The sequence below is a fragment of the Pseudomonas sp. AOB-7 genome, from assembly GCF_003696305.1.
Lineage (GTDB): Bacteria > Pseudomonadota > Gammaproteobacteria > Pseudomonadales > Pseudomonadaceae > Aquipseudomonas.
The window spans coordinates 261,095-278,550 of record NZ_RFFK01000001.1 but is presented as its reverse complement, the minus strand read 5'-3'; the positions used below and the strand labels follow the sequence as shown (position 1 = coordinate 278,550).

General features: G+C 66.3%; 19 protein-coding genes. 15 read left to right on the top strand and 4 right to left on the bottom strand.

The genetic code is table 11. The annotated features are described in order from the left end of the window. The first annotated feature begins 1 nt into the window (after position 1). The 8 genes from EA796_RS01425 to sthA all read left to right on the top strand — a co-directional run bounded on the left by EA796_RS01425 (position 2) and on the right by sthA (position 7,258). Positions 2-1,213: an NADH:ubiquinone reductase (Na(+)-transporting) subunit B gene (locus tag EA796_RS01425; protein WP_122107251.1), complete on the top strand. Its 1,212-nt coding sequence runs from the start codon at positions 2-4 to the stop codon at positions 1,211-1,213. Further along, a complete protein-coding gene (locus tag EA796_RS01420) occupies positions 1,206-1,994 on the top strand; it encodes a Na(+)-translocating NADH-quinone reductase subunit C (protein ID WP_122107250.1) in 789 nt (262 codons plus the stop codon). The genes EA796_RS01425 and EA796_RS01420 overlap by 8 nt, the downstream gene beginning before the upstream one ends. Further along, a complete protein-coding gene (locus EA796_RS01415) occupies positions 1,991-2,665 on the top strand; it encodes an NADH:ubiquinone reductase (Na(+)-transporting) subunit D (protein ID WP_177342921.1) in 675 nt (224 codons plus the stop codon). The genes EA796_RS01420 and EA796_RS01415 overlap by 4 nt, the downstream gene beginning before the upstream one ends. Next, complete coding sequence (gene nqrE / locus EA796_RS01410; protein WP_021445499.1) at positions 2,665-3,273, top strand: NADH:ubiquinone reductase (Na(+)-transporting) subunit E; 609 nt, start codon at positions 2,665-2,667, stop codon at positions 3,271-3,273. The genes EA796_RS01415 and nqrE overlap by 1 nt, the downstream gene beginning before the upstream one ends. Before the next feature lie 15 nt (positions 3,274-3,288). Beyond that, positions 3,289-4,515, top strand: coding sequence for an NADH:ubiquinone reductase (Na(+)-transporting) subunit F (nqrF, locus tag EA796_RS01405; RefSeq protein ID WP_122107249.1), 1,227 nt, complete (start codon positions 3,289-3,291; stop codon positions 4,513-4,515). A gap of 104 nt (positions 4,516-4,619) precedes the next feature. Beyond that, positions 4,620-5,543, top strand: coding sequence for an FAD:protein FMN transferase (locus tag EA796_RS01400; protein WP_256679060.1), 924 nt, complete (start codon positions 4,620-4,622; stop codon positions 5,541-5,543). Continuing rightward, positions 5,540-5,770 (top strand): (Na+)-NQR maturation NqrM, encoded by a 231-nt coding sequence (nqrM, locus tag EA796_RS01395; RefSeq protein ID WP_122107247.1) that lies wholly within the window; start codon positions 5,540-5,542, stop codon positions 5,768-5,770. The genes EA796_RS01400 and nqrM overlap by 4 nt, the downstream gene beginning before the upstream one ends. Before the next feature lie 93 nt (positions 5,771-5,863). Then, on the top strand, positions 5,864-7,258 hold the full coding sequence (gene sthA / locus EA796_RS01390) for a Si-specific NAD(P)(+) transhydrogenase (RefSeq protein ID WP_122107246.1): 1,395 nt from the start codon (positions 5,864-5,866) through the stop codon (positions 7,256-7,258). 220 nt (positions 7,259-7,478) lie between these two features. Here the strand turns inward: sthA and EA796_RS01385 are convergent, their stop codons facing one another. The 3 genes from EA796_RS01385 to EA796_RS01375 are packed head-to-tail and all read right to left on the bottom strand — an operon-like array spanning position 7,479 to position 9,089. After that, entirely contained in the window at positions 7,479-8,198 is a 720-nt protein-coding gene (locus EA796_RS01385; protein ID WP_122107245.1) for a glycerophosphodiester phosphodiesterase, read from the bottom strand. Further along, positions 8,195-8,503 (bottom strand): phosphodiesterase, encoded by a 309-nt coding sequence (locus tag EA796_RS01380; protein WP_122107244.1) that lies wholly within the window; start codon positions 8,501-8,503, stop codon positions 8,195-8,197. The genes EA796_RS01385 and EA796_RS01380 overlap by 4 nt, the downstream gene beginning before the upstream one ends. 19 nt (positions 8,504-8,522) lie before the next feature. Next, positions 8,523-9,089, bottom strand: a complete 567-nt coding sequence (locus tag EA796_RS01375) for a PilZ domain-containing protein (protein ID WP_122107243.1) — start codon at positions 9,087-9,089, stop codon at positions 8,523-8,525. Positions 9,090-9,182: 93 nt separating this feature from the next. Here EA796_RS01375 and EA796_RS01370 point away from each other — a divergent pair, with 93 nt between their 5' ends. From EA796_RS01370 to EA796_RS01360, 3 genes are read left to right on the top strand one after another with little or no spacing between them, the layout of a single operon-like run. Next, entirely contained in the window at positions 9,183-10,430 is a 1,248-nt protein-coding gene (locus EA796_RS01370) for a lipoprotein-releasing ABC transporter permease subunit (protein ID WP_122107242.1), read from the top strand. 19 nt (positions 10,431-10,449) lie between these two features. Beyond that, on the top strand, positions 10,450-11,136 hold the full coding sequence (gene lolD, locus EA796_RS01365) for a lipoprotein-releasing ABC transporter ATP-binding protein LolD (RefSeq protein WP_178082519.1): 687 nt from the start codon (positions 10,450-10,452) through the stop codon (positions 11,134-11,136). Next, positions 11,136-12,380, top strand: coding sequence for a lipoprotein-releasing ABC transporter permease subunit (locus tag EA796_RS01360; protein ID WP_122107240.1), 1,245 nt, complete (start codon positions 11,136-11,138; stop codon positions 12,378-12,380). The genes lolD and EA796_RS01360 overlap by 1 nt, the downstream gene beginning before the upstream one ends. Positions 12,381-12,419: 39 nt before the next feature. On the opposite strand, the gene EA796_RS01355 is transcribed toward EA796_RS01360, so the two are convergent. Continuing rightward, entirely contained in the window at positions 12,420-12,950 is a 531-nt protein-coding gene (locus EA796_RS01355; protein WP_122107239.1) for a DUF2062 domain-containing protein, read from the bottom strand. A gap of 140 nt (positions 12,951-13,090) precedes the next feature. Between EA796_RS01355 and EA796_RS01350 the strand changes: the two genes are divergently transcribed. From EA796_RS01350 to lpxK, 4 genes are all read left to right on the top strand, one after another. Beyond that, the gene (locus tag EA796_RS01350; RefSeq protein ID WP_122107238.1) at positions 13,091-15,304 is read left to right on the top strand and encodes a DNA internalization-related competence protein ComEC/Rec2; all 2,214 of its coding nucleotides are present in this window, start codon (positions 13,091-13,093) and stop codon (positions 15,302-15,304) included. A 72-nt stretch (positions 15,305-15,376) separates the two neighbouring features. After that, positions 15,377-16,009: a MotA/TolQ/ExbB proton channel family protein gene (locus tag EA796_RS01345; RefSeq protein WP_003245211.1), complete on the top strand. Its 633-nt coding sequence runs from the start codon at positions 15,377-15,379 to the stop codon at positions 16,007-16,009. Continuing rightward, on the top strand, positions 16,006-16,434 hold the full coding sequence (locus EA796_RS01340; RefSeq protein WP_122107237.1) for a biopolymer transporter ExbD: 429 nt from the start codon (positions 16,006-16,008) through the stop codon (positions 16,432-16,434). The genes EA796_RS01345 and EA796_RS01340 overlap by 4 nt, the downstream gene beginning before the upstream one ends. Continuing rightward, complete coding sequence (gene lpxK / locus EA796_RS01335; protein WP_122107236.1) at positions 16,435-17,439, top strand: tetraacyldisaccharide 4'-kinase; 1,005 nt, start codon at positions 16,435-16,437, stop codon at positions 17,437-17,439. It begins immediately after the preceding gene. The last annotated feature ends 17 nt before the right edge of the window (positions 17,440-17,456 follow it).

The window sequence follows — 17,456 nt, the reverse complement described above, 5'->3', positions numbered from 1 at the left end:
CATGGGCATTCGTGCATTCCTCGACAAGATCGAGCACAACTTCGAGAAGGGCGGCAAGTACGAGAAGTGGTACGCCCTCTACGAGGCCATCGACACCTTCTTCTACCGCCCCGGCAGCGTGACCAAGACCACCGCCCACGTGCGTGACGGCATCGACCTCAAGCGCATGATGATCACCGTGTGGCTGTGCACCTTCCCGGCGATGTTCTTCGGCATGTGGAACACCGGTTACCAGGCCAACCTGATCTTCGCCCAGAGCCCCGAGCTGCTGGCGAGCCAGGAAGGCTGGCGCTTCGCCCTGATCGGTTCGCTGGCCGGCTTCGATCCCAGCAGCCTGTGGGACAACTTCGTCCAGGGCGCTGCCTGGTTCCTGCCCGTCTATGCGGTGACCTTCATCGTCGGCGGCTTCTGGGAAGTGCTGTTCGCCTCGATCCGCAAGCACGAGGTCAACGAAGGCTTCTTCGTCACCTCCGTGCTGTTCGCCCTGATCCTGCCGCCGAGCATTCCGCTGTGGCAGGTGGCCCTGGGCATCAGCTTCGGCGTGGTGATCGGCAAGGAAGTGTTCGGCGGTACCGGCAAGAACTTCCTCAACCCGGCGCTGACCGGCCGTGCCTTCCTGTTCTTCGCCTACCCGGCGCAGATGTCGGGCGATGCGGTGTGGACCGCGGTGGACGGCTTCGCCGGCGCTACCTCGCTGAGCCTGGCGGCTTCCGGCGGCGTGGAGAACGTGATCAACCACGGCATCACCTGGATGGACGCCTTCGTCGGCACCATTCACGGCTCGCTGGGCGAGACCAGCACCCTGGCCATCGCCATCGGCGGCCTGGTGCTCTTGATCACCAAGATCGCCGCCTGGCGCATCGTCGCCGGCGTGATGCTGGGCATGATCGGCCTGTCTCTGCTGCTCAACGCCATCGGCTCGACCACCAACCCGATGTTCGCCATGCCCTGGTACTGGCACCTGGTGGTGGGCGGTTTTGCCTTCGGCATGTTCTTCATGGCCACCGACCCGGTGTCGGCCTCCATGACCAACACCGGCAAGTGGATTTTCGGCGCCCTGATCGGCGTGATGGTGGTGTTGATCCGCGTGGTCAACCCGGCCTTCCCCGAGGGCATGATGCTGGCGATCCTGTTCGCCAACCTGTTTGCACCGCTGATCGACCACTTCGTCGTTCAAGCCAATATCAAGCGGAGGCTGGCACGCAATGTCTAGTCAAAAAGAATCCACCGTCCGCACCCTGACGGTGGCCCTGCTGGTGTGCCTGGTGTGCTCGGTGTTCGTCGCCGGCGCCGCCATCGCCCTGAAGCCGACCCAGGTGGAAAACCGCCTGCTCGACAAGCAGCGCAGCATCCTGGCCATCGCCGGTCTGGGCGAGGCGGGCATGTCAGCGGCCAAGGTCAAGGAGCTGTTCAACAGCACCATCACCGCCAAGCTGGTGGACCTGGAGAGCGGCAAGTTCTCCGATGCGCACAACCCGATCACCTTCGATCCGCTCAAGGCGTCCAAGGACCCGAGCCTGTCCAGCGTGCTGAAAGGCAGCGACGACATCGCCGGGATCAAGCGCCAGGAGCGTTTCAGCACCGTGTACATGGTGGAGAGGGACGGCCAGGTGGAAACCCTGATCCTGCCGGTGCGCGGCTACGGCCTGTGGTCGACCCTGCACGGCTTTATCGCGGTGAAAGGGGATCTGAACACCGTGGTGGGCATGGGCTTCTACCAGCACGGCGAGACCCCCGGTCTCGGCGGCGAGGTGGATAACCCGAAGTGGAAGGGCCAGTGGCCGGGCAAGACCCTGTTCGACGACAACGGCGAGTTGGCCGTGGAAGTCGTCAAGGGCAGCGTCGATCCGCAGGGTCCGAAGGCCGCGCACCAGGTCGACGGCCTGGCCGGCGCCACCCTCACCGGCAAAGGTGTCGACAACCTGCTGAAGTTCTGGCTCGGCCAGAACGGCTTCGGTCCGTTTATCGCTAACCTGCGTGCAGGGGAGGCCTGATCATGTCGCAGCCGACTATTAAAGAAGTCCTGCTCAATCCGATCTTCAACAACAACCCCATCGGCCTGCAGATCCTCGGGATCTGCTCGGCCCTGGCGGTGACCTCGAACCTGCAGACTGCGCTGGTGATGTCCGCCGCGCTGACCCTGGTGACCGGTTTCTCCAACCTGTTCATCTCGCTGATCCGCAGCCAGATCCCCAGCTCGATCCGCATGATCGTGCAGATGGTGATCATCGCCTCGCTGGTGATCGTGGTGGATCAGGTGCTCAAGGCCTACGCCTTCAGCCTGTCCAAGCAGCTCTCGGTGTTCGTCGGTCTGATCATCACCAACTGCATCGTGATGGGCCGCGCCGAGGCCTTCGCCATGCAGAACCCGCCGGTACTGTCTTTCTTCGACGGGATCGGCAACGGTCTCGGCTACAGCGCCATGCTGATCGCCCTGGGCGTGATCCGCGAGCTGTTCGGCGCGGGCAAGCTGATGGGCTACGAGATCTTCTCGGTGGTCAACGACGGCGGCTGGTACCAGCCCAACGGCATGCTGCTGCTGCCACCTTCGGCCTTCTTCCTGATCGGTCTGTTCATCTGGGGCATCCGCGCCTGGAAGAAAGACCAGGTTGAGAAGAACGCCTACAAGATGGCGCCTCAGGTATCCAACAAGGAGGCCTACTAATGGAGCATTACATCAGCCTGTTCGTCCGTGCGGTGTTCGTCGAGAACATGGCGCTGGCGTTCTTCCTCGGCATGTGCACCTTCATCGCCATCTCCAAGAAGGTGGAAACCGCCATCGGTCTCGGTATCGCCGTGGTCGTGGTGCTGGGTATCACCATGCCGGTGAACAACCTGATCTACACCAACATCCTCAAGGATGGTGCCCTGGCCTGGGCCGGCCTGCCTGAGGTGGACCTGTCCTTCCTCGGCCTGCTGACCTTCATCGGCGTGATCGCGGCCATCGTGCAGATCCTGGAAATGACCCTGGATAAGTACGTGCCCTCGCTGTACAACGCCCTCGGTGTGTTCCTGCCGCTGATCACCGTGAACTGCGCCATCATGGGTGGCTCGCTGTTCATGGTCGAGCGCGACTACAACCTGGCCGAGAGCACCGTCTACGGCGTCGGTGCCGGCGTCTCCTGGGCACTGGCCATCGCTGCGCTGGCGGGCATTCGCGAGAAGCTCAAGTACAGCGACGTGCCGGCTGGCCTGCAGGGTCTGGGCATCACCTTCATCACCATCGGTCTGATGTCGCTGGGCTTCATGTCCTTCTCCGGCGTGCAGCTGTAAGGAAAGGATGAGCAGATGATCAATTACGAAATCTTCCTCGCCATCGGCATGTTCACCGCCATCGTTCTGGCGCTGGTGCTGATCATTCTCGCCGCGCGCGCCAAGCTGGTGTCCAGCGGCGACGTGAGCATCGAGATCAACGGCGAAAAAACCATCGTGGTGCCGGCCGGCGGCAAGCTGCTGCAGACCCTGGCCAACAACAACATCTTCCTGTCCTCTGCCTGCGGCGGCGGCGGCACCTGCGCCCAGTGCAAGTGCATCGTCGAGTCCGGCGGCGGCGAGATGCTGTCCACCGAAGAATCGCACTTCACCAAGCGCGAGGCCCGCGAGGGCTGGCGCCTGTCCTGCCAGACCCCGGTCAAGCAGGACATGAAGATCGAGGTGCCGGAAGAAGTCTTCGGCGTGAAGAAGTGGGAGTGCACCGTCGAGTCCAACCCGAACGTCGCCACCTTCATCAAGGAGCTGACGCTCAAGCTGCCGGAAGGCGAGAACGTCGACTTCCGCGCCGGCGGTTACGTGCAGCTGGAGTGCCCGCCGCACACCGTGCACTACAAGGACTTCGACATCCAGGAGGAGTATCGCGGCGACTGGGACAAGTTCAACCAGTGGAAGTACGTATCCAAGGTCGACGAGACCGTGATCCGTGCCTACTCCATGGCCAACTACCCGGAAGAGCGCGGCCTGGTGAAGTTCAACATCCGTATCGCCTCGCCGCCCCCCGGCAAGGATGATCTGCCGCCGGGCAAGATGTCGTCCTACGTGTTCAGCCTCAAGCCGGGCGACAAGATCACCGTGTACGGACCCTTCGGCGAGTTCTTCGCCAAGGACACCGACGCCGAGATGGTCTTCATCGGCGGCGGTGCCGGCATGGCGCCGATGCGTTCGCACATCTTCGACCAGCTCAAGCGCCTGAAGTCCAAGCGCAAGATCAGCTTCTGGTACGGCGCGCGCTCCATGCGCGAGGCCTTCTACGTCGAAGAGTACGACCAGCTCCAGGCCGAGAACGACAACTTCAAGTGGCACCTGGCGCTGTCCGACCCGCTGCCTGAAGACAACTGGACCGGCCTCAAAGGCTTCATCCACAACGTGCTGTACGAGAACTACCTGAAGGACCACCCGGCTCCGGAAGATTGCGAGTTCTACATGTGCGGCCCACCCATGATGAACGCCGCGGTGATCAAGATGCTGACCGACCTGGGCGTCGAGCCGGAGAACATTCTCCTCGACGACTTCGGCGGCTAAGCATGAGCTTTGCGGTACTCCAGCCCGTTATCGCTGTCGCCCTGGCGGCAGCCCTAACGGGCTGCTTGCATTCTGAGCGGATCGAAGAGTTCGGCGGCCCGACCATGGGCAGCACCTATTCGGTCAAGTACGTGCGCGGTGCCGATGTGGCGGCGCCGGCCGAACTGCAGGCCGCGACCGAGGCGATCCTCGCCGAGATCGACCAGCAGCTGTCCACCTATCGCGCCGACTCGCTGATCGAGCAGTTCAACCGCGCGCCGGCCGGCACCTGCCAGGCGATGCCGCCGGGGGTGCTGGAGCTGGTGCGCGCCGGCGATCGCCTGCATGCAGAGAGCCAGGGGGCGTTCGACCTGACGCTCGAGCCGTTGCTCGACCTCTGGGGCTTCGGTCCCAAGGGGCAGGGCGAGGCGGTGCCGAGCGCCGAACGGCTGGCCGAGGTACGCCAGCGGGTCGGCCAGCGGCACCTGCGTATCGACGGCGAGCAACTGTGCAAGGACGTCGACGTGCAGGTCGATTTCAACAGCATCGCCGCCGGCTATGCGGTCGACCGGATCGTCGCCCGCCTCGCCGAACTAGGTGTCACCAGTTACCTGGTGGAAGCCACCGGCGAGCTCAAGGCGGCCGGCATCAAGCCTGACGGCAGTCACTGGCGCATCGGCCTGGAGGCGCCGCGCGACGACCAGCGCGTGGCCCAGCGCGTCCTGCAACTCGACGGTTACGGCATCTCCACCTCGGGCGATTACCGCAACTACTTCGAGGAGAACGGCCAGCGCTACTCGCACACCCTCGATCCGCTGACCGGCATGCCGGTCAGCCACAGGCTGGCGGCAGTGACCGTGGCCGATCCGTCGACCTTGCGCGCCGATGGCTTGTCTACCCTATTGATGGTGCTCGGTCCCGAGGCCGGTCTGGCCTTCGCCGAGCGCAACGGTATCGCGGCGTTTTTCGTGACGCGTGAGGGCGAGGGCTTCGTCACACGTGCCAGCGCCGCATTCGAGCAGCTATTCGCTGCAGGAGAGGAACAATGACATTCGTGGTGGTTTTTCTGGCCATGCTGCTGGTCGTCGGCATGATGGCCGTGGGCGTGATCATGGGGCGCAAGCCGATCGCCGGTTCCTGCGGTGGCATCGCCAACCTGGGCATCGAGAAGGAATGCTCGATCTGCGGCGGTAGCCGCGAGAAGTGCGAAGAGGTCAACCGCGACCAGGCCGACGCGCCGAACAGCGATCTGGCCTACGACGCGAGCAAGCGCTGAAGCCCGTTTGAATGATTGCCGGTGCCGCCCGCGCGGCGCCGGCCCCGCTGCGGGTGCGGCACAAGCGCCCCGGCCTGATGCGAAGGAGTAAACATGGCGGTCTACAACTACGATGTGGTGGTGCTGGGCTCGGGGCCTGCGGGCGAGGGCGCGGCGATGAACGCGGCCAAGGCCGGGCGCAAGGTGGCGGTGGTGGACAACCGTCCGCTGGTCGGCGGCAACTGCACCCACCTCGGCACCGTTCCGTCCAAGGCGCTGCGCCACTCGGTGCGGCAGATCATGCAGTTCAACACCAACCCGATGTTCCGCCAGATCGGCGAACCGCGCTGGTTCTCCTTCCCCGACGTGCTGAAGAGCGCGGAGAAGGTGATCGCCAAGCAGGTCACTTCGCGCACCGGCTACTACGCGCGCAACCGCATTGACACCTACTTCGGTACCGCCAGCTTCTCCGACGAGCAGACGGTCGAGGTGGTCTGCCTCAATGGCGTGGTGGAAAAGCTGGTGGCCAAGCAGATCGTCGTCGCCACCGGCTCGCGCCCCTATCGCCCGGCCGACGTCGACTTCCGCCATCCGCGCATCTACGACAGCGACACCATCCTCAGCCTGACCCACACGCCGCGCCGCCTGATCATCTACGGCGCCGGGGTGATCGGCTGCGAATACGCGTCGATCTTCAGCGGCCTCGGCGTGCTGGTGGACCTGATCGACAACCGCGAGCAGCTGCTCAGCTTCCTCGACGACGAGATTTCCGACGCGCTTTCCTATCACCTGCGCAACAACAACGTGCTGATTCGCCACAACGAGGAGTACGAGCGCATCGAGGGGGTGGAGAACGGGGTGATCCTGCATCTGAAGTCGGGCAAGAAGATCAAGGCCGACGCGCTGCTGTGGTGCAACGGCCGTACCGGCAACACCGACCAGCTGGGCCTCGAGAACATCGGCATCAAGGTCAACAGCCGCGGGCAGATCCAGGTTGACGAGCACTACCGCACTGAGGTGAGCAACATCTACGCCGCCGGCGACGTGATCGGCTGGCCGAGCCTGGCCAGCGCGGCCTTCGACCAGGGCCGTTCGGCCGCCGGCAGCATCGTCGACAACGGCAGCTGGCGTTTCGTCGACGACGTGCCGACCGGCATCTACACCATTCCGGAGATCAGCTCGATCGGCAAGAACGAGCGCGAACTGACCCAGGCCAAGGTGCCCTACGAGGTGGGCAAGGCCTTCTTCAAGGGCATGGCGCGGGCGCAGATCGCGGTGGAGCCGGTGGGCATGCTGAAGATCCTGTTCCACCGCGAGACGCTCGAGGTGCTGGGTGTGCACTGCTTCGGCTACCAGGCCTCGGAGATCGTGCATATCGGCCAGGCGATCATGAACCAGAAGGGCGAGGCGAACAGTATCAAGTACTTCGTCAACACCACCTTCAACTACCCGACCATGGCCGAGGCCTATCGGGTGGCGGCGTTCGACGGCCTCAACCGGCTTTTTTGAGCGGCTCCGGCCGGTGGCCTGAGCCGGTCGGGGAGACGGGCTGGGAGGATGCTTCCGAGTGGCGCTGGCCGAATCGGGAGAGCTTCTAGCGCACCAGGCGGCAAGACGAAAAAACCGGCCATTGGCCGGTTTTTTCGTTCTCGGGCGTTGCTTGTACGGGGCCTGGCGCGAGGGCATCCCCGGATTGCATCCGGGCGATGCGGGGTAAAGCCGCCGGGCCTCAGCCGCGCAGGGTCTGCACCGCCAGGCCGGGGAAGTCGGTGATGATGCTGTCGGCGCCGAAGTCGGCGAGGCGGCGCATCAGCGCGGCGTCGTTGACCGTCCACACCGACACGTGCAGCCCCTGTTTCTGCGCCTTGAGCAGGCGTTCCGGGGTGCACAGCGTCCAGTTCAGCGCGAGCAGGTGACAGCCGTAATGGGCGGCCACCTTGAGCGGGTCGAGCCAGGCGTATTCGGCCACCAGGCCCAGCTGCAGCTGCGGGGTCAGCTCGCGGGCAGCCTTGAGCACCTCGCGCGAGCTGGAGGTGATGGTCACCTGCTCGCGCAGGCCGAAGCGCTCGGCCAGTTCGGCGATGGCCAGCACGGTGCGCGCGGCGCGCACCTTGGAGGCGCTCTTCACTTCCAGCTGCCAGTGGGCGAAGCGGCACTGCTCGAACAGTTGTTCCAGGCGTGGAATCGGGCAGGGACGCACCCAGCCGGGGCCGCCCTTGCGCGCGTCGTATGTCGCCAGTTCGGCGGCGTCGTGCTCGACCACCTTGCCGCGCAGGCCGGTGGTGCGTTTGAGGGTCGGGTCGTGAATCACCATCAGCTCGCCGTCGCGCGACAGGTGCAGGTCCAGCTCGCAGCGCTCGACGCCGTGCTCCAGGCAACGCTGGAAGCTGGCCAGGGTATTTTCCGGGGCTTCGCCCTTGGCGCCGCGATGGCCGTAGATAAGGGTCACTGTTGCTCCTTGGCGGGGTCCAGATGGCGTGGCCGGTGGTGGCGCACGCTGTTGATCACGTGGTCGTATTCGAAGTAGACGCTGAACTCGCGGTAGTCCCAGCGGGTGATCGGCGGCTGACCGACCGGCCGGTGTTCCTCGTCGGCCAGGCCGAAGCGCTCCAGCACCGAGCCTTTGGACTCGCCTTTTTGCGGCAGGTTGCGCGCATCGAGATCGGCGCCCTGGCTGCCCAATGGAATGGTCAGGGTGTCGGCGAGCAGGGCGGTAGGGGTGAGCAGGGCGAGCAGTAGCACGAAGCGATACATGAGGGTTCCTTGGCGGCGGTCATTCGCGGGCCTGGCGACGTTCCAGGGCCTGCTTCTGCAGGATATGCCGGGCCAGCAACTGGCGCTGTGCGTCGGTCAACGCTTCGAACTCGGTGCCGATCTCGTACTGGCCGTTCGCACGCGGACTGCAATGCACCACCTGGGCGCGCAGCAGCAGGCCGAGGGCTTGCGGCATCAGCACCATCTTGATCGCCAGGTGGCTGCCGGGCGCCACGGCCTGGCCATGGTTGAAGCTGATGCCGCCTTCGGACAGCGACACCTGGCGCGGCACGCCGATATCGCGCAGCAGGCTCTGCGCCACGGCCTGGCCGAGCAGGTCGATGCGCTTGTTGATCACCTTGAGGTAGTTGGCCAGGGTGCGGTCGCGCTCGCTGATATGGCGCAGCAGGTGCTGCGACTCGAAGTCCATCAGGTGCAGGTCGCTGAGCAGGTTGAACAGCGGCGAGGCATCGTGAAGCGCGTCGCTGGCCTGGGCTTCGGCGCCCGACAGCAGGCTGAATTCCAGTGCTATCGTGTCGTCGATACGATAGTATTCGCGGCGATCATCTTCATCGTGTGTCGACATGGCGAACCCATGGCAGCAGTGGTGGTCTGAGTGTAAAGCTGCTCGCCGGGCCCTGCCACAAGGACGTTCCTCTTTCTCCGAATCCTCCCCGACATGTTCAGACCTCTGTTCGTATTCATCGGTACGCGCTACACGCGGGCCAAGCGCCGCAACCATTTCGTTTCCTTCATCTCCCTGACCTCCATGCTCGGCCTCACCCTCGGGGTGATGGTGATGATTCTGGTGCTGTCGGTGATGAACGGTTTCGACCACGAGATGCGCACCCGGGTGCTGGGCATGATTCCCCATGCCACGGTCGAGTCGCTCACCCCGGTGAGCGACTGGCCGTCCCTGGCGCGTCAGGTCGAGCGCCACCCGCGGGTCGAGGCGCTGGCGCCCTTCACCCAGATGCAGGGCCTGCTGACCCACCAGGGCAAGGTGCAGAAGGTGCTGATCAATGCCGTCGATCCCGAGCAGGAGCGCAAGGTGTCGATCATCGACGACTTCTTCCAGCAAGGCAGCCTCGACAGCCTGCAGCCGGGCGAATTCGCCATGGTCATCGGTGACAAGGCGGCGGCCAAGCTGGGGCTGCAACTGGGCGACAAGGTCACCTTCGTCGCCCCCGAGGTCACCGTCACCCCGGCCGGCATGTTCCCGCGCCTGAAGCGCTTCACCGTCACCGGCATCTTCCATGTCGGCGCCGGCGAGATCGACGGCGCCCTGGCCCTGGCCAACATCAGCGACCTGGCGCGCCTGCAGCGCTGGCGCCCGGATCAGGTGCAGGGCCTGCGCCTGAAGTTCGACGACCTGTTCCAGGCGCCGCGCAGCGCCTGGGAAATCGCCCAGACCCTGGATGGCGACTTCTATGCCCGCGACTGGACGCGCAGCCACGGCAATCTGTACCAGGCCATCCGCATGGAGAAGACCATGATCGGCCTGCTGCTGCTGCTGATCGTCGCGGTGGCCGCGTTCAATATCATTTCCACCCTGGTGATGGTGGTCACCGACAAGAAGGCCGACATCGCCATCCTGCGCACCCTGGGCGCCACGCCGCGGCAGATCATGGCCATCTTCATGGTCCAGGGCACGGTGATCGGCGTGGTCGGCACCCTGATCGGCGCCGCGCTGGGCATTCTCGCCGCGCTCAATATCAGCAGCCTGATCGCCGGCCTGGAAAGGCTGCTGGGGATCAAGTTCCTCAACGCCGACGTGTACTTCATCGACTACCTGCCGTCGCAGCTGCAGACGGCCGACGTGGTCATGGTCTGCACCGCGGCGCTGTTCCTGAGTTTCTTCGCCACCCTGTACCCGGCCTGGCGCGCCGCGCGTACCCAGCCGGCCGAGGCCCTGCGTTATGAATGACCTGACCAACGAAAACGCCATGCAACAGCAGACCGCCGTGCTCAGCTGCCGCAACCTGGGCAAGCGTTATGACGAGGGCCCCGAGTCGGTGGTGGTGCTCGACGGCCTGGAGCTGGAACTGCTGGCCGGCGAGCGGGTGGCCATCGTCGGCAGCTCCGGCTCGGGCAAGAGCACCCTGCTGAACATGCTCGGCGGCCTGGATACGCCCAGCGTGGGCAGCGTCTGGCTGGCCGGCGAGCAGCTGTCGGCGCTGAGCGAAACGGCCCGCGGCCTGCTGCGCAACCGCGCGCTGGGCTTCGTCTACCAGTTCCATCACCTGCTGGCCGAATTCACCGCACTGGAAAACGCCTGCATGCCGCTGCTGATCGGCAAGACGCCGATCGCCGAGGCGCGCCAGCGCGCCACCGCCCTGCTGGAGCGGGTCGGTCTGGGCCATCGCCTCAATCACAAGCCGGCCGAACTCTCCGGCGGCGAGCGCCAGCGCGTGGCCATCGCCCGCGCCCTGGTCAACCGCCCGGGGTTGGTGCTGCTCGACGAGCCCACCGGCAACCTCGACCACCACACCGCCGAAGGCATCCAGCAGCTGATGCGCGAGCTCAGCCGCGATTCCAACACCGCGTTTCTGGTGGTGACCCACGACATGCAGCTGGCGCGGCAGATGGATCGCGTGCTGAGCCTGCAGGACGGCAAGCTGGTGGCCCTCTGATGTTCCGCCCGCTGAGTCTCTTCATCGGCGCCCGCTACACCCGGGCCAAGCGCCGCAATCACTTCATTTCCTTTATCTCGCTGACCTCGATGATCGGCCTGGGCCTGGGCGTGCTGGCGATGATCGTGGTGCTGTCGGTGATGAACGGCTTCCAGAAGGAAATGAGCTCGCGCATCCTCGGCATGGTGCCGCACGCCACGCTCTACGGCGCCGAGCCGGTCGCCGACTGGCGCGCCCTGGCCGGCAAGGCCCTGGCCAATCCCCAGGTGCTGGCGGCGGCGCCGTTCGCCGAGCTGGAGGGCATGCTCTCGCACCGCGGGGTGATGCAGCCGATCCAGATCCACGGCATCGACCCGGCCGAAGAGGCCCAGGTGTCGATCCTGCCCGGGCATATCCGCCAGGGCAGCCTGGACAACCTGCAGCCGGGCGAATACGGCGTGGTCATCGGCGACATCACCGCACGGCGTTTCGGCCTGCAGGTGGGCGACAAGCTGACCCTGATCATTCCCGAGCTGAGCAGTGCCCCCGGCGGCGTCACCCCGCGCATGCAGCGGTTGAACGTGGCGGCGGTGTTCAAGGTCGGCGCCGAACTGGACAGCTCGCTGGCGCTGATCCACGTCGCCGACGCCGCCACGCTGCAGCGCCTGCCGGAGGGCAGCGTGCCGGGCGTGCGGCTGGCGCTCCAGGACCTGTACCAGGCGCCGCAGGTATCCACGGCGCTGGCCGCGCAACTGGGCGAGGGCTACCGCGCCGACGACTGGACCCACACCCAGGGCAGCCTGTTCAGCGCGATGAAGATGGAGAAGACCATGATCGGCCTGCTGCTGCTGCTGATCGTCGCGGTGGCGGCGTTCAACATCATCGCCACGCTGATCATGGTGGTGGCCGACAAGGGCGGCGACATCGCCATCCTGCGCACCCTGGGCGCCACGCCGCGGCAGATCATGGCGGTGTTCATGGTCCAGGGCACGGTGATCGGCGTGGTCGGCACCCTGCTCGGCACCCTGCTCGGCGTGCTCGCCGCGCTCAACGTCAGCGCCCTGGTGGCCTGGCTGGAATCCTTCGCCGGCCAGCAGGTGCTGAGCTCGGACGTCTACTTCATCAGCAGCCTGCCGTCGGACCTGCAGTGGCTCGACGTGGTGCTGATCTGCTCGGCGGCGCTGATCCTCAGCTTTCTCGCCACCCTCTATCCCTCCTGGCGGGCGGCGCAGGTGCAACCGGCCGAGGCGCTACGCTACGAGTGAAAGCAAAAAAGCCGTCGAATCCGACGGCTTTTTTCCAGCTCAATGCTGCTCGCGCTGGCGTCGATTTTCCTGGCGCTTGCGCCAGTTGTGCTGCACCCACCAGCGCCAGTAGAGCATGGTCAGCACATAGCCCAGAACGGCGAGCACCAGGCCGGAGACGAACGAGCCGATCAGCAGCGGCTTCCACAGGATGGCCAGTTCGGCGGTGATCCACTCCAGGCTCAGGTGGCTGGGCATCTTCATCGCCGGGGTCTGGGTGATCCAGGCGCCGAGCTTGTAGGTGCAGTAGAACACCGGCGGCATGGTGATCGGGTTGGTCAGCCACACCAGGCCGATGGAGATCGGCAGGTTGGCCCGCAGCGGAATGGCGACGGCGGCAGCGGCGAGCATCTGCATGGGCATGGGGATCATCGCCCAGAACAGGCCGATGGCCATGGCGCGGGCCACCGAATGGCGGTTGAGGTGCCAGAGGTTGGGGTCGTGGATCAGGCTGCCGAGAAAGCGCAGGGATTTGTTGCCCTTGATGCTGTCGGGATGGGGCATGTAGCGCTTAAATAAACGACGCGGCATGAAGAGTCTCTGGGCAGGCTGAAGCGCCGGTATTATGCACAGATTAATGACCGTTCGCTTTCTTAAGATTGTGACAGCGGGTGAGCGCTGCAAGGGTTTGCCAGGCGCTTTCGGACGAGGGAATGAGGATGCGCACAGGGATGTTGGCGCTGGCCGCGGGCTTGCTGTCGCTGCGATTTCTGCCGCAGTTGCCGCCGGGATGGCTGCTGGCGCTGCTGGCCGGCGCCGGGCTGCTGTTGTTGCTCTCGCGGCTCTATTTCATCGGCTGCTTTCTGCTCGGTCTGGCCTGGGCCTGCTGTTCGGCGCAGTGGGCCCTGGACGACCGCCTGGCGCCGGCGCTGGACGGTCGCACCCTGTGGCTGGAGGGGCGGGTGGTCGGCCTGCCGGAGGTCGGTGAGGGCGTGGTGCGTTTCCAGCTGGAGGGCGCCCATTCGCGCCGCGCCGAGCTGCCGCGGCGGCTGCGCTTAGCCTGGTATGGCGGGTCGGATATTCGCGGCGGCGAGCGCTGGCGCCTGGCGGTCAACCTCAAGCGCCCGCATGGTCTGGTCAATCCGCACCGCTTCGATTACGAGGCCTGGCTGCTGGCGCAGCGCATTGGCGCCACCGGCACGATCAAGGCTGGCCAGCGGCTGGCGCCGGCCAGTGGCCTGGGCAGCTGGCGCGATGGCTTGCGCCAGCGTTTGCTGGCGGCTCCGGCCTTCGGCCGCGAGGGCGGTATCGCCGCCCTGGTGCTGGGCGACGGCTCGGGGCTGACGACCGCCGACTGGCGCCTGCTGCAGCACACCGGCACGGTGCACCTGATGGTCATTTCCGGTCAGCACATTGCCCTGCTGGCGGGGTTTCTCTATGGCCTGGTGGCCTTCCTGGCGCGTGTGGGAGCCTGGCCACGGCGCTGGCCCTGGCTGCCGGCCGCCTGTGTCCTGGCCTTGGTCGGCGCCCTGGGGTACGGCCTGCTCGCCGGTTTCGAGGTGCCGGTGCGGCGGGCCTGCGTGATGGTGGCGCTGGTGCTGCTGTGGCGCCTGCGCTTTCGTCATCTCGGCGCCTGGTGGCCGCTGCTGCTGGCCTTGCTCTCGGTGTTGCTGCTGGAACCGCTGGCCTCGCTGCAGCCGGGCTTCTGGTTGTCCTTCGCCGCGGTGGCAATCCTGATTCTGGTGTTCGGCGGCCGCCTGGGCGTGTGGGGCTGGTGGCGCGGGCTGACCCGCGCGCAGTGGACCATGGCCATCGGCCTGCTGCCGCTGATGCTGATCCTCGGCTTGCCGGTCAGCAGTAGCGGGCCGTTGGCCAACCTGATCGCCGTGCCCTGGGTCGGTCTGCTGGTGGTGCCGCTGGCCTTGCTCGGCACCCTGCTGCTGCCCGTGCCGGGCTTGGGCGAGGGCCTGCTGTGGCTGGCCGGCGGCGCCCTGCAGCTGTTGTTTCTGTTGCTCGGGCATATCGCTGGCTGGCTGCCGGCCTGGTTGCCGAGCAATCTGCCGCTGTGGGCCTGGCTGCTGGCCCTGGGCGGGGCGCTGCTGTTGTTGCTGCCGGCCGGGGTACCGCTACGCCTGCCCGGCCTGGCCCTGCTGTTGCCGGCGCTGTTTCTGCCGCCGCCGGCGTTGCCGGAGGGGCGCGCCGAGGTCTGGCTGCTGGACGTGGGGCAGGGGTTATCGGTGCTGGTGCGCACCCGCGCGCACAGCCTGCTGTACGACGCCGGGCCGCGTTTCGGCGATTTCGACAGCGGCGAGCGCATCGTCCTGCCGTCGTTGCGCGCGCTGAACCTGCAGCGCCTCGATCTGCTGCTGCTCAGCCATGCCGACAACGACCACGCCGGCGGCGCCGCCGCGATCGTCGCCGGCCTGCCGGTGGCGCGCCTGCTCAGCGGTGAGCCCGAACGCCTGGGGTCGCGGCTTGCGGCCGAGCCCTGCGAGTCGGGCCGGCAGTGGCAGTGGGATGGCGTCAGCTTTCGCCTGTGGCGCTGGGTGCAGGCGGCGCCGGGCAACCAGAGCTCCTGCGTGCTGCTGGTGGAAGCGGGCGGCGAGCGCCTGCTGCTGACCGGCGATATCGATGCGCGCGCCGAGCAAGCGTTGCTGCAGGATGACTTTCCCCTGGCGGCGCACTGGCTGCTGGCGCCGCACCATGGCAGCCGCAGCTCCTCCAGCCGGGCCTTCGTCGACGCGGTGGCGCCGCGCCATGTGCTGATCGCCCGCGGCCGTCACAACAACTTCGGCCATCCCCATCCGCAGGTGTTGGCGCGTTACCGCGAGGCCGGCGCCCGGCTGCACGACAGCGCCACCAGCGGCGCCCTGCGCCTGCTGCTGGGCGAGCAGGGCGAGGCGCAGGCGTTGCGACGCCAGGCACGTTTCTGGCGGGAAAAATGAGAACGGCGGCGGTCGGCGAGGGCGGCACCCTATGCTAGAGTGGCGCCACTTTTTCGAGGGGGATTCTCTACCGTGTGGGAACTGGTCAAAGCTGGCGGCTGGATGATGCTGCCGATCATTCTCTGCTCCATCGCCGCGGCCGGCATCGTTGCCGAGCGCCTGTGGACCCTGCGGCCCGCCCGCGTCACCCCGGCCAACCTGCTGGCCCAGGTCTGGCGCTGGATCAAGGACAAGAAGCTCAACAACCAGAAACTCAAGGAACTGCGCGAGCATTCGCCGCTGGGGCAGATCCTCGCCGCCGGCCTGGCCAACTCCAAGCATGGTCGCGAGATCATGAAGGAATGCATCGAGGAGGCCGCGGCCCGCGTCATCCATGAGCTGGAGCGCTACCTCAACGCCCTCGGCACCATCGCCGGCATCGCCCCGCTGCTCGGCCTGCTCGGCACCGTGCTGGGCATGATCGAAATCTTCAGCTCCTTCATGGGCTCGGGCATGGCCAATGCGCCGATGCTCGCCGGCGGTATCTCCAAGGCGCTGATCACCACCGCCGCTGGCCTGATGGTGGCGATTCCGGCGCTGTTCTTCCATCGCTACCTGCAGCGTCGCGTCGACGAGCTGGTGGTGGGCATGGAGCAGGAGGCGATCAAGCTGGTGGAAATGGTGCAGGGCGACCGCGACGTCGACCTGGGCGAGGGCAAGGCGTGAAATTCCGGCGCAAACCGCGGGAGAGCGTCGAGATCAACCTGGCCTCGCTGATCGACGTGGTATTCATCCTGCTGCTGTTCTTCGTGGTCACCACCACCTTCACCCGCGAAACCCAGCTCAAGGTCGACCTGCCCGAGGCCGTCAGCGGCACGCCGCCGGAGCAGACCGAGATGAAACAGCTGGAGATCCTGATCGGTACCGACGGCGCCTTCTCGGTGAACGGCAAGGCGCTGCTGGAAAGCAACCTGAGCAACCTGATGGCGGCGCTGCAGAAGGAGTCCGACGGCGACAACAGCCTGCCGCTGATCATCAGCGCCGACGGCAAGACCCCGCACCAGGCGGTGATCACCGCCATGGACGCGGCCGGCAAGCTGGGCTTCGCGCACCTGCGCATCACCACGGTGGAAGCACAGGAAAGCCCTTAAGTGAGCGCTGCCGACCGTCTGCTCGACGCCTGGTACCGCGGCCATCCGGCGCTGGCGCTGTTGCGCCCGCTGGAGTGGCTGTACCGCCGCGTGGTGCAGGGCAAGCGCGCGCGCTTTCTCGCCGGCGCGGGCGAGATCTACCGCGCGCCGGTGCCGGTGCTGGTGGTGGGCAACATCACCGTCGGCGGCACCGGCAAGACTCCGTTGATCCTCTTTCTGATCCAGCACTGCCGTGCCCGCGGCCTCAAGGTCGGCGTGGTCAGTCGCGGCTATGGCGCCACGCCGCCGAGCCTGCCCTGGCGGGTGCGCGCCGAGCAGCCGGCGGCGCAGGCCGGCGACGAGCCGCTGTTGATCGTCCAGCGCACCGCTGTGCCGCTGATGATCGACCCGGATCGCGGCCGTGCGGTGCGTGCGCTGCTGGCCGAGGAGCCGCTGGATCTGATCCTCTGCGACGACGGCCTGCAGCACTACCGCCTGGCGCGCGACCTGGAGCTGGTGCTGATCGACGCCGCCCGCGGCCTGGGCAACCGCCGCTGCCTGCCGGCCGGACCGTTGCGCGAGCCGGCCGAGCGCCTCGATGAGGTGGACGCCGTGCTGTTCAACGGCGCCGAGGCCGATCGCGCCGACGGCTACGCCTTCCGCCTGCAGCCGACCGCCCTGGTCAACCTGGCCAGCGGCGAGCGCGTGCCCCTGGATCATTTCCCCGCCGGGCAGGCCGTGCATGCGGTGGCCGGCATCGGCAACCCGCAGCGTTTCTTCGCCACCCTCGAAGCGCTAAACTGGCGACCGGTTCCGCACCCTTTCGCCGACCATGCCCAGTACGACGCCGCGCAGCTCCGCTTCGAGCCGCCGCTGCCCGTGCTGATGACCGAGAAGGATGCGGTGAAATGCCGGGCCTTCGCCGCCGCCGACTGGTGGTACCTGGCCGTCGATGCCGTGCCCACGCCGGCCTTCGTCGCCTGGTTGGACAAGGAGTTGGCCCGCCTCATACCGGGGTCTTCATGACCCCATCAAGGACTCCG